Origin of the sequence: Mesorhizobium sp. Root157 (assembly GCF_001427385.1) — a bacterium.
GTDB lineage: Bacteria > Pseudomonadota > Alphaproteobacteria > Rhizobiales > Rhizobiaceae > Mesorhizobium.
On the sequence record NZ_LMGJ01000010.1, the window covers coordinates 1 to 14,194 of the forward strand.

Here is a 14,194-nt window from a genome sequence, read left to right on the forward strand (position 1 = left end):
GCGTCCGATATCGCGCAAGGCAAGCGCCAGTCCGTTTTGACGCGGGAATGCGGACAGTTTCGCCAGCAAGGTCGAAGGCCGCACCTGGCCGGAACGGATCGTTGTAACGAGACGCAGGATGTCATTCCAATTTACCCTGATCCGCTCGACGTTGATGGGTTCGCCGAAGAGCGAGGCGAGGTTTTCGGGAGGCGTGTCGCCCGGGAAGAGATAGAGCCGGCGATCCTTGAGGCCGCGCAACCGGGGAACGAGCTGGAAACCGACAAGATGGCAGAGGGCGAAACTCATATCGCTGACGCCGCCGGTATCGACATAATGGGTTTCGATGGTGAGATCGCTGCCATGATAGAGCAGACCGTCGAGAACGTAGATGGCCTCGCTCGCATTGGCGTTCATAGCGATGATGTGGAACGCCCCATACTGGTCGGAGGTGAAGCGATAAAACTTCGCACCGGGGTTCGGGCCGTAGCGGGCGTTGAGGTCGCCGATCGCCTCGGCGTGCCCACCCGCCGGAAAATACTGCCCGTCCGAGGATGAGGTGGTTCCGTCGCCCCACAGTTTCGCGAGAGGCAATTGTCTCTGGGCATTGATAAGGATGGCATGCGCGGCGGTGTAACCCTCCTCCCGGATATGCCAGTCGTGCGCCCAGGCGAGTTGGCGCATCGTCAGTCCGGGAGAAACATCCGCCATCCTGGTAAGGCCGAGATTGATGCCGTCCGCGAGAACGGCGGTAAGCAGTGCAAGCTTGTTGTCGGCCGTGCGCCCGGTGCGCAAATGGGTGAAGGCGTTGGAAAATCCCGTTCGGGCGTCCACCTCAAGCAGCAGGTCGGTGATCCGGATCCCAGGCAGGCGGCCTCCCACCTTCGGTTTTAACGATTTCGCGATGTCCGGAAACATGGCCTTGTGCGGCGTGACGCTGAAACCCGCGCCGGCCAATTCGACATCGTCGAGCTCACCGGCTTCCGCCAGACGGGAAAGCTCGCTCAGCCCATCATTCAAGATCTGGCGCTGTTGCTTCAGATAGATTTCAACATCGGTATCGACGGCGATCGGAAGCGGGCCTTCCTCGCGCATCAACTCGAATGTCGGCGCGGGAATGAGGAAGCTCTCGAAGGACTGAAAGCGCTTTGCGCCCTCCACCCAGACATCGCCGGCATCGAGGCGGCGTTTCAATTCGCTGAACAGGCAGAGTTCATAGGCCCTGCGATCGATCTTGCCATCCTGCAGGATGAGCGGCATCCAGCCTTTCGGCGCAAAGGATATGGGAGCCCGGTCGGGTATCGCTCTTTTGCCTTTGCGGTACAGTTCAGCGACCATGGATAGCGCCCGCAGGAGATTCGCTGCGACGGCGTGGCCGCGAAACACGAACGTCGAGAGGAATTCCGGCGCCATTTTTCGGATCGTTGGATAGCGCTGGAGCATTTCGATTTTCCCGTCGATGCTGTCGGGAGCAATCAGTGTGTCGACCGCCTGAACACTGGTCGCGAAGACCGGCCATTGAATGACCTGTTCGAGCGCCCTGCCGATATCCTCGCCCTTCTGCCTGGCCTCTATGATCGCATGGCAAACTTTCGAAACGTCCTTCAGCGGCTTTTGAACCTCCCGCACGGAACGGGTGATGCGGGCGGTCGCCTGATTGTCGGCTCGCCGCGTCATGGCGCCGATCAGCTTCTTGAACACGTCGATGGCGCAGTCGGTCAAATGGCGAGAGAGGTGTAAAGTCGTCGCAGCCAGCACGGCGTGCCGGCGTTCGGGATTGAGGTCGCGCAAATGCTGCGCGCTCATCCGCATCCCTTCCGCGGCGAGTTCATCAAAAACCTTGGTTGGAATGCGCTCCATCAGTTCCATTGGCAGGTTCAGTGACCGAAGAAACTGGACGCGTTCAGCTATCCTGTCGAGATTGATGGCGGTAGGCGACAATGCCGGTGTTCTCGCCCACGCGAGGATGGTCACGTTCGTCCCCGCACGCGGGTCGAGAAGTTTGTCGAGGTCACGCTTCTGACCTTCCGAAAGCCCGCCAGCCAGGGCCCGGTGAGCGATGCGGATGCCGCGCCGGATTGCAACGTGGATGATGGCTTCGAGTGCTCCGCGCGTCGGCAGGAGAATTCGCCGACGTCGCAATTCCTCCACAACCATGTCCGCCAAAACATCGGCCCGGCGCAGGGTTTGCGCAGCCGGCGTCAACCAGCCGGTCAGTGCCCGCACGTCCGAAGGCGCAAATGGGCGCATCTTCATTTTCTCGAACAGCAGGGCGAGGTGCTCGCGGCGCGTCTGCGGACGTTCGAAATATCGGTCGATCTCACGGTGATCGGCACCGATCTGCCGCGCCAGGAACCGCAAGACGCCGGAAGGCAGGATCTCACCATCGGCGAGCGGTCGGCCTGGAAATCGCAACATCGCCAGAACGCAGGCCAGGCCCAGCCGGTTCGACGCCTTGTTCTGTCGCATGACCAGATCGAGATCCGACTGGTCCAGCGTGTAATGTTTGGCGATCTCTCTTTCGTCGTCGGGGATCGCTGTCGCCCGGCTCCACCATGTTTCGCCCAACAGTGCTCTTCGCGCCATTCATCATCCTCCATCTCCTCGCGGAGGCTGCACCGAAATGGAAAACACCTGTCCGGCAAACGGTCGTTTCGCGGCTTCCACAGGTTTCGTCCATAAACCTTGCCATTCGACGGCAAACCGGACATTGTCCGAATTCAATGGGAAAGCGGACAAATCACACGTCATGACCTCGATCGGCTACGCAAGGGTATCCACCGGCGATCAGGATACGGCGCTGCAACTCGATGCGCTGCGCAAGGCGGGCTGCGAGAAGCTGTTCGAAGACAAGGCATCGGGTGTGAAAACCGATCGGCCGGGGCTCGCCCAAGCCGTGCGCTATGCTCGAGACGGCGACACGCTTACGGTCTGGAAGCTCGACCGTCTCGGCCGATCGATGAAGCACCTGATCGAGATCGTCACCGAGCTGGAATCCAAGGGTGTAGGCTTTCGATCTATCACCGAAAACATCGACACCACGACACCCGGCGGTCGCTTGGTCTTCCATCTGTTCGGGGCGCTGGCCCAGTTCGAACGCGATCTCATTCGGGAAAGAACCCGCGCCGGACTACAGGCAGCAGAGGAAAGGGGTCGGCGCGGAGGCCGGCAAGCTGTCGTCACGCCGGAGAAGCTCGCTAAGGTCCGCCAGCATCTGGCTGCCGGCCTCAATGTTCGCGAAGCCGCCGCGCGCGTGAAAATCGGCAAGACCGCGCTCTACGAAGCTCTCAAAGCCGAAAAATCAGCCGCACCCACCGTCAAACCGGCATGAGTTCTTCATGCGTTCTCAAATGTCGGACAGATTCATCACTTTCGTGTCGTGACGCCCACACGCCAGAACCGGGAGCCGCCGATGTCGGCGATGCGAGGACTGAACTGGTAGCCGAGGAGATGGAAGATTCCGAAGATCGTGTCGGTGTAGCCTGCGGTGTCGGTCATGATCTCGGTCGGAGAAAGCTCGGTTTCCTGCTCCAGGACGAGGGCCAGGAGATAAAGGCTATCGCGCAACGTTCCGGGAATGGTGATTGCGTTGAGGCCGGTGTACTGGTCGGACGTCAGATTGTACCAGGTGACGCCGCGTTCGTGTCCAAAGTAGTGAGGATTGGGGCCGGAATGAATGGTACGCACCGGCACGACAAAGCGTAAGCCGTCGGCCGAGGCAACTTCTCCGCCGCCCCAGGATCGGGCGAGTGGAACCGCGTTCTGTGCCGCCACCAGTGCTGCGTTGGCGGCAGTCAGCGTCTCGGCGCGCAGGAAGTTCTGTTTCACCCAGCTCAGCCGCGATCGGCGAAACGCCGGGTTGTCCCGCCGGACAAGCGGCTCGAAGCCAGTATTGCAGGCTTCGGCCAGGAGAACGGCGCTGACGCTCGTCGCGATGTCGTCGGCGCGTGAACCACCTTCGCTCGCGTGGGTAAAATGCTCGGCAAATCCAGTCCGCGCCTGTATTTCGAGGATAAGTTCAGGCAGATCGACATGTGGAAGTCGAGTCTCGACTGCGGTGCGAAGCGCCACGAGGCTCGGCGGCTCCTCGATCTTGTCGAGCTGCGCTACCGACAGATCGACGCCGTCGGCTGTCGTCTCGATCGACAGCGCCGGGTTGGTAGGCGCGCGATCGGCGGTTTCCCGATAGGCGATATCAAGGCGCGCCGAAAGCCGGGCCAGTTCCTCGTCGGCCGACGCTGAAACTCCGACCGTCCGACAAACGGCGGGGCGGGCGGCTTCCCAGGCCGCGCCGAACAGAAGACCCTTGCGGGGATCGGCGTAACGTAGCGACCGGGATGCAAAGACATCCCGCCGGCGGATCGTGCGCCGGAGCTGGTCGAGTACGCACAGCCGATAGCCGAACAGGTCGATCTTGCCGTCGGCCGCTTTCAGTTGGCCAATCCACTCCTTCGGTGCGAATGCGGCAGGTGCAGGTCCGGAGCGTTTGCCGCCATCTTGAACGACTCGCACGTGTTCAAGGGCATCGAGGAGGGGTTTGCCCGCCGGGGCCGCATCGAGATCGAGCCCCCGCAGCAACGCCGGTGCGAAGCGGAACTGCCCCCGGTGTTTCCTGAGTTCGGCGAAATAGACGTCGTCGGGCGGCTCGGCGAGTGCACCCACCCGGTCATAGGCGGTTTTCAGGAGATCGCGCCCCACGGTCTCGAAGATGACGGCACGAACCTCGGCGTCCGGTGTCGCCTCGTCGAACAAAACGGCGGCGGCATCGCGCAGCTTCAGCGCAGCGGCATCGAGGTCGCGAAGCGAGCGCAGACGCGCCTCCCTTGAGGCCGCCTGCGCATTGGAAAAGATCGTCGTGGTGACGACGTCGAACAGATCGATGACGTCGTCGCTGGCGCTGGCCTCGAGTGTGCGGATGAACGCCAGAAGCGTTGCGGTCCGCCGATCGTCCGGAAGTCGGGCGACCGCCTGTGCCTTGGCAGCGGACGCGAAGCGGGCGAGCGCATTGATGCGACCAGGCGGCAGCCTGTCGATTTCCGGCAACCCTTCCGTGATGACGCGGATTTCGTCGAGACGCGCCAGCGCCCGGCTGATCTCTGGGCCGCTCTGGATATAAGGACCGTCCCGAAGGCGATCGAGGGGGCTCTGGCGGACACCTTCCGGCACCACGACGAGAGCGTCGAGCCGCTCGCGCTGTTCGGGCGTCACCTTGTCGACGAGGCGGCGGAACAGACGGGCATTGGCGCGCGCGCGAACGCGGGAGACCGTCCGCTCGAGCACCGACAGTCCCGGCAGCAAAACCTTGTTGGCGAGCAGAAAGGAAACAGCTCTATCGAACAGCGCCGAGGGCCGGTCGGTGCCGGTCCAGCAAAGGGCGTAGAGAAAGCGGCTCAGCCGGAACGACACGCCGGGATCGGTGACGGAGCGATAGCCATAGCGTGCCCGGATGCGCGGGATATGTCGCCAGCGCGCCCGGTCGTTCGCATAGGCGAAAATCGCGCCCGGATCATTGAGGCCGAGTTGCTCTGCCGCGTACCCCACGGCGGACGCCGGAGCTGTCGCAAGGTCCTCGAGAAACACCCCGAGCAGGCGAACCGATCCGAGCTGGACGGCGACGCCCAGGCGGTTGCGATCGCCGCGATGCTCGGCGACAAACGCGCGATCGGCGTCATCGAGATAGAAGTACCTGACCAACTGATCGGAGGTCGGCTCGTCCGCGAAACGACCGTAGCGCCGGACCTGGTCCTCGGTGAGGAAGCTGACCGGCACGGGCTCTCCTATTTCGCGGCGACCGAACGCTTCTTGAGAAGATCAGCGGCACGCGGGCGCGGTTGGCCCTTGCTGTCGACATAGGCATAGAGCGTCGACAGCGAGACGCCGAGCTGGGTGGCGACATCACGGGCGCTGTTTTCCCGGTCCGCCATCATCGCCATCGCGGTCTTAAGCTTCGGACGGGTCATCATCCGCGGCCGTCCGCCGGCGCGACCCCGGGCTCGCGCGGCGGCCAGACCTGCCATCGTGCGCTCATGGATGAGATCGCGCTCGAACTCGGCGAGCGTGGCGAAAATGCCAAAGACAAGTCGCCCCGTCGCCGTGGTCGTGTCGACGTCACCGGTCAGCACCTTCAGCCCGATCCCCTGCTTCTGAAGCTCGCCGACAAGCCCGACGACATGCGGCAGGGATCGTCCGATCCGGTCGAGTTTCCAGATGACAAGCGTGTCGCCCTCGCGAGCGGTGTCGAGTGCCTGGGCAAGGCCGGGCCGCTCGGTGGCGCGGCCCGAACAGACATCCTCGTAGATCTTCCGACAGCCAGCCTTTTCGAGCGCATCGCGTTGAAGGTCGAGGCTCTGCTCGGCCGTCGACACCCGCATATATCCGATCAGCATGGTGATGTTCGCCCCCTTCGTCTATCAACGTAGCGGGGGCCAGGTTTTCTGGCTATAGGTTTATCCAAGGCTTTATATGAAATCGGCAGATCGTCGCGCCAGATTCGCCGGCGTGTTGTTCCGAGGTGCAGAAAACCGGGGTTTGTTGCGATGCCCGACACAGACCACCGCCCGAATGTTCCGGACCTGCCGCCGGAAGACAAGATGGGCTTTGCCGTGCCGAAGACGCCGGCCCACTCGCTCATGCTCCTGAACCGCTACATGCGGACCGACATGCTGCAGCACATCCATGTGCGTCTTCACAAGATGAGGGATGAAAACGAGCCCGGTTCCCCTTTGCATCATATGGCGAAAAGCCTCGAACAGGTCATCGGCACCTGGGACGGCATCAACCTGGTCGAATGCTTTACCCGCAACCACCTCCATATCGATCCGGATTACGAATTCCGGCCGGAGCAGGATTACCTCCACGACATCAGGCTGATGAAGCATCACCTCAAATGCCACAGGTCAACGATCAAGGAGCTGGATCGCTGGCGCTATCCCTGATGTTGTCTCTAGCAAGTGAGTTTCTGTCGCAAAAATCCCGAAACATACGACACCTTCACAAGGATTGCAGACGTTCCGCCATGAAGTCGGCGCGCTGCTCGATCCCCACCAGCGGCAGCTCTACAATCTGATAGCCAAGCCGGGTGTAGGTTTCGGCCATGACCCGGCCGGTCGCCTCGGCCTCCTGCCGGTCCTGCTTGCGCTCGGCGTCCTGCGCGAAAATGGCATCCCAATACGGGGCGAGGAAAACCCGCTTGTTGTAGGGATGAATTTCGCCGCCGCCTCGACATGAGCCGGGACAGGCAGACCGCAGAGCGTGAGATAGCCAACAACATCAGGAATCCCACGATCCATCAGGACGGGCGCGTCACTCGCAAGAGCCTCATGGTAGGAACGCAGCTCCCAACCCAACATGAGTTCGGCAAAGATGGCCCGATCCGCCCAAGGCAAGGCTGGCCCGCCGATCCTGACTTGATCTTGTATGATCGCCCGGCCGGCCTCGGGCATCGTGCGGAAGCCGCGCCGGGTCATGGCGTCAATCAGGCTGCTTTTGCCGGAACCGGGGCCGCCAGTCACGACGAACATATGTTCAGCGTTAGCCATAGAAACTCCTTCTGCACTACTGCGCCGGCGCTGCTGCCGGCGCTTTCACGGTGATGGTGCAACGCTGATCCTCGCCGGCCGTGCGCGCGGCCTCCCAACAAGCCGCTACCGCCTCCCTGTTCGTTTCAAGGAGCTGGTCGGCCGAGGCCACGCGCTGCCATGCTTCCGGGCTGCCGAACGCCATGAGGCTCATACCGGCCTGCCACGGCCTTTCGCCCATGACGACGCTGGCGACACGCGGCGCGGCCGAGAACGGCAACACGCGCGGAAGGAACAACATCACCAGCGCGCCGGCAAGCAGGCCAACAGCGAAAGCGGCGACAAGCCACCAATCTTGCCGGCTGCGCTCCCGCGCGCCGGCGACGTGCGCCGAAAGATTCCGGCCGGCGCGCTCGAGGTCGGACGCCTGCCGCTCAAGTGTCTGCGCGGCGGTGCGTATCAGGGCCTCGCCGCTGCGCTCGAGGACCGCCGCATAGTGTTGCGCGCCCTGCCGGAGAATGGGCGATTGCTCTACGCCGTGCAGGCGCTCCGCGACAATGCCGAGCTGCTGCACGAGCTGGGCGAGCTGGGGCTTGTAATCGGCCTGCGGCTCGATCCTTTCGAGCTGGTCGAAAGCAGCTTCCAGCCCGCGCCGCATCACGGTCATTTCCGCGCCGATCTGCGCGCCCTGCGCCTCGATCGTGCGCCGTAGCGCATCGAACGCGGCGGCCGGGTCGCCGGCGTCCTCGTCCAGTGCTTCCGGCTCGATTCCTTCCCTGTCGTCGTCCAGCTCCGCCATATTCTCCGTGCCTACCTTTCCATGCCGATGCCCCGACTAAGCCGGTGGCCGCGTGTCATTTCGTCTTGCAGCTCGCGGGCGATGCTCTGGCCCCGGCGAAGCTCCTGCCCGATTCCAAGCTCCCGGCTGCGATTCCGCACGATGGATTCCGCCTGCGGGTCGCGTTCAAGGCTCTTGGCAAGGCCGCTCATCTGGCTTTCGACCTTGGCGCGGGCGTCGTCATGTTGCCAGCCGCGAAGCTCCCGGCGCTGGCCCTGTAGTTCCTGCCAGCGTTCAACGAACCGCTCGGCCCTGACATTCGGGTCTTGCAGCGCCGCGTTCTCGCGCTTCATGCCCTCGATGACATGGGCGACACGCTCCCGGCCGGAAAGCTCGGTCATGGCGCGCGCCGTCGCCGGGTCGTTTTGCAGCGTCGAGCGCATCAAATCTTTCATGCCGTCGCGCACCTGGTCGAGCTGCTGGCCGGCATCGCGCATTTCCTGCCGCTGCATGTCGAGAACCGGCAGACCCTCGCGCCGATGCTGCGCGACCGATTCATAAGCCCGCGAATAGCGGTCAACGGCCTGCTCAAGCGGCGACTGCCCCCGCGCCCGCTCGGCCAGCCGGTCGGGCGCCGGCGCCGGCCGCAAGCTCCCTTCCCTTTCCGGCCGCTCGCCGCGCTCCTGTGAGGGGGCAGGATGCGCATTGAGCTTGAGGCCGGCGAACATACCGCGCCGCTGCTTCTCGGCCTGCTGTGGCCGTTTCTGGTCGATCTGCGGGCCGTTCTCGTCGGCGCGGTCCTGCTGCGGCCCCTCGGCCGCCGCGCCGCGCCCGAGTTTCAGGCCCTCAAACGGCTGTTGGCGCTGCTGTCGATCGTCGGCGAGATCCGCGCGAGGATTTGCACCAAGATCCTGCGCGAGATCCACGCCGACTTTTTGCGAGGATCTCGGCGCGCGGTCCTCGATGCGCTCCCGCTCGGCAGGGTGCCGACCTTCGGCCGTCGACTCCCGCTCCGCACGTAACCCGGCGCGCTCGGCCGGAATCTCGATCTCGCTGCGGACGCCCATTTGCTCCGCGATCCCGCGCCGCTCGGCAAAGTCGCTTGTATAATCGAGCGTCGTTTCCTTGACGCCCGACCGGGACAGGCAGCGTTCTAGCTGGCTATAGGCCAGCTCGCCGGCGTCCTGAACCTTCCATGTGTTCCGGTGCGTCTGCGTCCCATCCGGCAAGGTGACGGGGGCGGAACCCTCATGCTGTAGGCCGATCTTATCCCCGATCTCGGGCGCGGCCTCCTTCATGGCGCGCTCAAGATCGACGCCCCATAGGGTGCGCTGCTGCCCTTGGTCCGTTTCCAGCGTCACGAAATAGCTGCCGGATTTCTGCGGGTCATGCTCGAACGGGGCCGCCCCATACTCGACCAGCCGGCCCGCAGCCAACGTTTGGCCGGCATTGGTGAACTCGTCCTGTGCGGCGTAGAACTGCACACCGTCACGATGCCGGGTCATGGCGACATAGGTTAGATGCCGGTCCATCGTCCCCGACGCCATCACATAGGACCGATCGACGGTCGCCCCCTGATTTTTGTGAATCGTCGTCGCATAGCCGTGGTCGACCGCCTGATAGTCGCCCATCGGGACGCTGACGCTATCGCCGCCCCGGCCGTCGAGCTGCGCGACGATCATGGGGCCGGCACCCGGTCGGCCGGCCTCGACACGCTCGACGGTGCCAAGCATCCCGTTTTTCACGCCAAGGTCGCGGTTGTTCTCCAAGAACACGATGCGGTCGCCGGGCGCGAACTCGCGCTTGCCGTCATTGGTCTGGAAGGTCAGCGCGCCGGCGTCCTCGCCCTGCGCCAGTTCGCCCCGGTCCTGTAGCTCGGTCCTGATCGCGTCATTGATCGCCCGAACATCGGCCCGGCGATGCGCCATCGCAACGCGCGTCCCCTCCGGACGCTGATCGCGATCGGCAAGGTAATCGCGCACGATCTGGCCGCGCGCGTCCTCGCCGGTTTCGGCAAAGCTGATATTGCCGCGATCCCGATAGGTCGCCAGCCCTTCGGCCGTCCGGTGCGTGGCGAAGGCAACGGACGCCTCCCGCTGCCAGTCCACGCGCTGCCGGCGAATCTCGGAAAGCTCGGCATGGCCGATTTCCTCGGTGATCGCCCGGAACGGTGCGCCCGCCCCGATCGCCTGTAGCTGCTCATGGTCCCCGACTAGGACGATCTTCGCCCCGCGCGCCTCGGCCTCGCCAACGAAGCGGGCGAGCTGCCGGCTCCCGACCATGCCCGCCTCGTCGATCACGAACACGTCGCCGCGGCCGATCGTGCCGCGGTCGTTCTCCCAACCGCGGGACCATGACGCCAGTGTGCGGCTCTGGATGCCGGAAGATTCCTCCAAGCCCTCGGCCGCCTTGCCCGACAGCGCCGCGCCGTGGACCTGATAGCCCTCGGCCTCCCATGCCTCGCGCGCCGCCGCGAGCATGGTGGACTTGCCAGCGCCGGCATAACCGACAACGGCCGCAATCCGCTCCGGCCCGGTGATATGCTCAATCGCCCGGCGTTGCTCGTCCGACAGCCGCGCCGACGCCTCGCCGGTACTCCGCTGAATGGCGGCGTCCTGCCGCTCTATGGCGCGCTCGACATGCCGGCGATCGACGCCATGACCATGCGCCGCGTGCATTCGCTGCGCGCTCTCGATCATGCCGGATTCGATCTCGACCATTTCGCGGGTCGAATAGCGCGCAAGCTCGATCTCGCCCGTCGCCGGGTCGATCCGCGCGGCCTGAAGCTCGACCAGGGCGGGCGAGGCCATCACCTTCGCGAACGCATTTCTAAACTCCTGCGGGTCGTCGTTGATGTAGCGATGCAGCGCCCGCGCAACGTCGTGGCGGTCGAACACGCTCTTTTCCCCGGTGATGAGGGTAAGAACCTGCTCGGGCTTCTCCCGGATCAGCTCGGCATTGCGCCGGGCCGCTTCCTCGTCCAGCCGCGCCCGCGACACGTCGAGGCCGCGCCGCTCCATCTGCGTGGCATGGACGCCCATATGTTCGGTCGGCGCGATCTCAAGGCCGCGCTCCATGTGCGAACGATGGTCGATCCGAATATCTAGCCCGGCCATCGCAAGCCGCTCGTTGGCGATCCCCTCCCACCTCTGGCGAAGGTCACGAAGCTGCATGTCGGTCGTCGGCAGGTCGTTCGCCAGCAGCCATTTGTTTTCGCGCTCAAGATAGGTCTTGTCGCCTAGACCGTCCTCCGTCACCTGCCGCGTGGTCATAAGCAAATGGGCATGGTGATTGCGAACGTCGCTCGCATCGTGCGGCGCGTGAATGGCGAAGTCCACGGCCGCGCCGTAGCGGTCGGCCAACTCCTGCGCGAACTCCCGCGTAGCTTCTAACCGCTGCTCGGCCGAAAGCTCATGCGGCAAGGCAACCTCGAACTCCCGCGCAACGCGGGCGTCCTTCCGCTTCTCGGAAAACTCGGCGGCGTTCCACAAGTCCGACCGATCACGCGCCCAATCGGCGTTCACGCCCTCGGGCAAGACGATCTCGGCATGTTCCACGCCCTGCTTGGCCGTGTAGTCATGCGTGATCCCGTCGCGCTCGTTGGTCAGCTTCTTACCGGCACGATAAGCCATAGAGGCGACGGCGCTACGGCCCTTCGCCCGCGAAATTGGCTTCATGCTCAAATGGTAGATCGCCAACCCGTTGCCTCGATCCCATTTCCGCCTTTCCCGCCAACCACCAAGCTGGCGGCGCGCTGAGTTACGCAGTAACTCGTAAGTGCGCCCTTCCCAACTCAATCGCTTCGCTCTTTCGTCGCTCGGTGTGGCGCTTGCGGCTATGCCGATGCTATGAACTGAGGCCGAGATTGTGCTGCAAATCCGTCGAAAATTCAAGCGGAACAGGCAAACACTGGAAAAACCGGTCGGGAATGATAGTCTTGCAGAGCAATCGGAAAAGGAGATTTGAGGATGGCGCGCAAATCCATTGAAGAACGGCTAGCTCAACTGGATGCGCAAAGGGCCACGCTCAAGGCCCGGCTGTCGAAACAGGAACGTGCCAACGATACACGCCGCAAGGTGTTGCTCGGCGCGCTCGTCCTGCATCGGCTCGAAGGTGGCCCCGATCAGTTCTCACGCGACCTGGGCGACTGGCTGCGCCGCGAACTGCCCGGCTTCCTGACGCGCGACGGCGACAAGGAACTGTTTGCCGATCTGCTCGGCAAGGCGGTCAGCGCGCAAACGGCAGGGAGCACCGGGGAGGCCGGTTCATGAATCAGGCGACACTTGCATGGGCCGCGTTCAAGAACATGCTGCGCGCGGCCGCCCGCGATCCGGTATGGGCGTTGATTAGCGTCATTCTCTCGCCGCTCCGGGGCGGGCAGTACCTGCTGCAAGTCGGCGCGTTCATTTTGTTTATGGCGCTCATTCTCGCTGCTATTGCCAATGCTATTCCGCAAGACTGGTGGATTGCCAGAACGATTGCCGGCCTGTTCGTCATTGCCGTCTTTCTCATCCTCGTCTTTCGTGCCCTCACCAACCCCATGATTGAGCATTTCGGGGATATGGAAGGCGAAACCCACGGCTCGGCCCGCTTCGCCACCAACAAGGAAGTGGCTCCCCTCACCCGCGCCGATACCGGCCTGCTGATCGGCCGCGATCCGAAATCAAAACGGCCGCTGCGCTATGACGGCCCGGCCCATCTGCTGACGATGGCCCCGACGCGCACCGGTAAGGGCGTGGGAACCATCATCCCGAATCTGCTCACCGCCGACCGCTCCGTGATCTGCATCGACCCCAAAGGCGAGAATGCGAAAATCGCCGGCCGCGCCCGCCAGCAGTTCGGCCCGGTCCACGTCCTCGACCCCTTCGGCGTTACCAGCCTGCCCTCGGCCGCCTTCAATCCGCTCGACCAACTCGACCTGGCCGGCCTCGATGTGGCCGAAGACGCAAGCACCCTGGCCGACGCTCTCGTGTTCGATGAACCGGGCATGGCCAGCGAGGCCCATTGGAACGAGGAAGCCAAGGCGCTGATTGCCGGCCTCATCCTCCATATCGCCGCCCAGGAGCCACGTGAGCGCCGAAACCTCGCCACCCTGCGCGATTATCTCACGCTCGCCCCGGAAGCCTTCTCCACGCTCCTGAAGGACATGCAGGCATCCCCTGAAGCGGCCGGCCTGGTCGCCCGCGCCGCAAACCGGCACCTCGGCAAATCCGAGCGGGAAGCCGCAGGCGTGCTGTCGGCCGCGCAGCGCCATACCCATTTCCTCGACAGCCCGCGCATGGTCGCAGTCCTCGGCCGCTCCGATTTCCGCTTTGCCGATCTCAAGCGCCGCAACGTCTCGGTGTTCCTCGTCCTGCCGCCCGATCGCCTTTCGACCTATTCGCGCTGGCTGCGCCTGCTCGTCGCCCAAAGCCTCACCGACATGGCCCGCGATCCCGCCAAGCCGGTCGTGCCGGTTCTCTACCTGCTGGATGAATTCGCCGCCCTCGGCCACCTGGCCCCCGTCGAGCGCGCCATGGGCCTCATGGCCGGCTACGGCGTCCAGCTCTGGCCGATCCTGCAAGACGTTCACCAGCTCCGTGCCACCTACGGCCCGCGCGCCGGCACATTCCTGTCGAACGCCGGCGTCCTACAGGTCTTCGGCGTCAACGATCACGATAGCGCCCGCCTCGTCTCCGATCTGCTCGGGCAAGAGACGGTCGTGTTCCAGACCATGAGCCGCGCCCTCGATGCCGAAAAGACCGGCATCACCTACGGCGAGCAACACACCGCCCGGCCGCTGCTGACGCCGGATGAAGTCCGCAACCTGCCGCAAAATCTCGAATTGCTGTTCCTGGCCGGGCAACGGCCGATCGTCGCCGGCAAGCTCGCCTATTACGCCGATTCCGAGTTCCGGGGGCTGTTCGACCAGGCATGAAAG

9 protein-coding genes and 1 pseudogene are annotated in these 14,194 nt (G+C 63.9%); 4 read left to right on the plus strand and 6 right to left on the minus strand.

The features are described from left to right. Window positions 1-2,565 (minus strand): Tn3 family transposase (locus ASD64_RS07655; RefSeq protein ID WP_056103227.1); only part of this gene is annotated, 2,565 nt, incomplete at its 3' end. A gap of 163 nt (window positions 2,566-2,728) precedes the next feature. On the opposite strand from ASD64_RS07655, the gene ASD64_RS07660 reads away from it, so the two are divergent. Beyond that, on the plus strand, window positions 2,729-3,310 hold the full coding sequence (locus tag ASD64_RS07660) for a recombinase family protein (protein WP_056103231.1): 582 nt from the start codon (window positions 2,729-2,731) through the stop codon (window positions 3,308-3,310). 35 nt (window positions 3,311-3,345) lie between these two features. Here ASD64_RS07660 and ASD64_RS07665 read toward each other — a convergent pair whose 3' ends face one another. Both ASD64_RS07665 and ASD64_RS07670 read right to left on the minus strand, forming a co-directional pair. Continuing rightward, window positions 3,346-5,748 (minus strand): Tn3 family transposase, encoded by a 2,403-nt coding sequence (locus tag ASD64_RS07665; protein ID WP_200957813.1) that lies wholly within the window; start codon window positions 5,746-5,748, stop codon window positions 3,346-3,348. Between the two features lie 8 nt (window positions 5,749-5,756). Further along, window positions 5,757-6,365, minus strand: a complete 609-nt coding sequence (locus ASD64_RS07670) for a recombinase family protein (RefSeq protein WP_056103234.1) — start codon at window positions 6,363-6,365, stop codon at window positions 5,757-5,759. A gap of 150 nt (window positions 6,366-6,515) precedes the next feature. On the opposite strand from ASD64_RS07670, the gene ASD64_RS07675 reads away from it, so the two are divergent. After that, complete coding sequence (locus ASD64_RS07675; RefSeq protein ID WP_056103237.1) at window positions 6,516-6,914, plus strand: hypothetical protein; 399 nt, start codon at window positions 6,516-6,518, stop codon at window positions 6,912-6,914. A gap of 55 nt (window positions 6,915-6,969) precedes the next feature. Here the strand turns inward: ASD64_RS07675 and ASD64_RS20545 are convergent. The 3 genes and pseudogenes from ASD64_RS20545 to traA form a co-directional block, all read right to left on the minus strand. Continuing rightward, a pseudogene (locus ASD64_RS20545) lies at window positions 6,970-7,517 on the minus strand (AAA family ATPase). Window positions 7,518-7,533: 16 nt separating this feature from the next. After that, the gene (locus ASD64_RS21255) at window positions 7,534-8,295 is read right to left on the minus strand and encodes a DUF6118 family protein (RefSeq protein WP_056103246.1); all 762 of its coding nucleotides are present in this window, start codon (window positions 8,293-8,295) and stop codon (window positions 7,534-7,536) included. An 11-nt stretch (window positions 8,296-8,306) separates the two neighbouring features. Further along, on the minus strand, window positions 8,307-11,972 hold the full coding sequence (gene traA, locus ASD64_RS07695; RefSeq protein WP_056103248.1) for a Ti-type conjugative transfer relaxase TraA: 3,666 nt from the start codon (window positions 11,970-11,972) through the stop codon (window positions 8,307-8,309). Window positions 11,973-12,242: 270 nt separating this feature from the next. Between traA and ASD64_RS07700 the strand changes: the two genes are divergently transcribed. Together ASD64_RS07700 and ASD64_RS07705 are read left to right on the plus strand one after the other, a co-directional pair. After that, window positions 12,243-12,545 (plus strand): hypothetical protein, encoded by a 303-nt coding sequence (locus ASD64_RS07700; protein ID WP_056103253.1) that lies wholly within the window; start codon window positions 12,243-12,245, stop codon window positions 12,543-12,545. Further along, on the plus strand, window positions 12,542-14,191 hold the full coding sequence (locus ASD64_RS07705) for a type IV secretory system conjugative DNA transfer family protein (protein WP_056103256.1): 1,650 nt from the start codon (window positions 12,542-12,544) through the stop codon (window positions 14,189-14,191). Before ASD64_RS07700 ends, ASD64_RS07705 begins: the two co-directional genes overlap by 4 nt. Window positions 14,192-14,194: the final 3 nt, after the last annotated feature.

What these genes read in the sequence shown, in the direction of transcription:
- ASD64_RS07700 (WP_056103253.1), top strand. Translation starts at nt 12,243, where the DNA reads ATGGCGCGCAAATCCATTGAAGAACGGCTAGCTCAACTGGATGCGCAA.
- ASD64_RS07675 (WP_056103237.1), top strand. Translation starts at nt 6,516, where the DNA reads ATGCCCGACACAGACCACCGCCCGAATGTTCCGGACCTGCCGCCGGAA.
- ASD64_RS07670 (WP_056103234.1), bottom strand. Translation starts at nt 6,365, where the DNA reads ATGCTGATCGGATATATGCGGGTGTCGACGGCCGAGCAGAGCCTCGAC.
- ASD64_RS21255 (WP_056103246.1), bottom strand. Translation starts at nt 8,295, where the DNA reads ATGGCGGAGCTGGACGACGACAGGGAAGGAATCGAGCCGGAAGCACTG.
- ASD64_RS07705 (WP_056103256.1), top strand. Translation starts at nt 12,542, where the DNA reads ATGAATCAGGCGACACTTGCATGGGCCGCGTTCAAGAACATGCTGCGC.
- ASD64_RS07660 (WP_056103231.1), top strand. Translation starts at nt 2,729, where the DNA reads ATGACCTCGATCGGCTACGCAAGGGTATCCACCGGCGATCAGGATACG.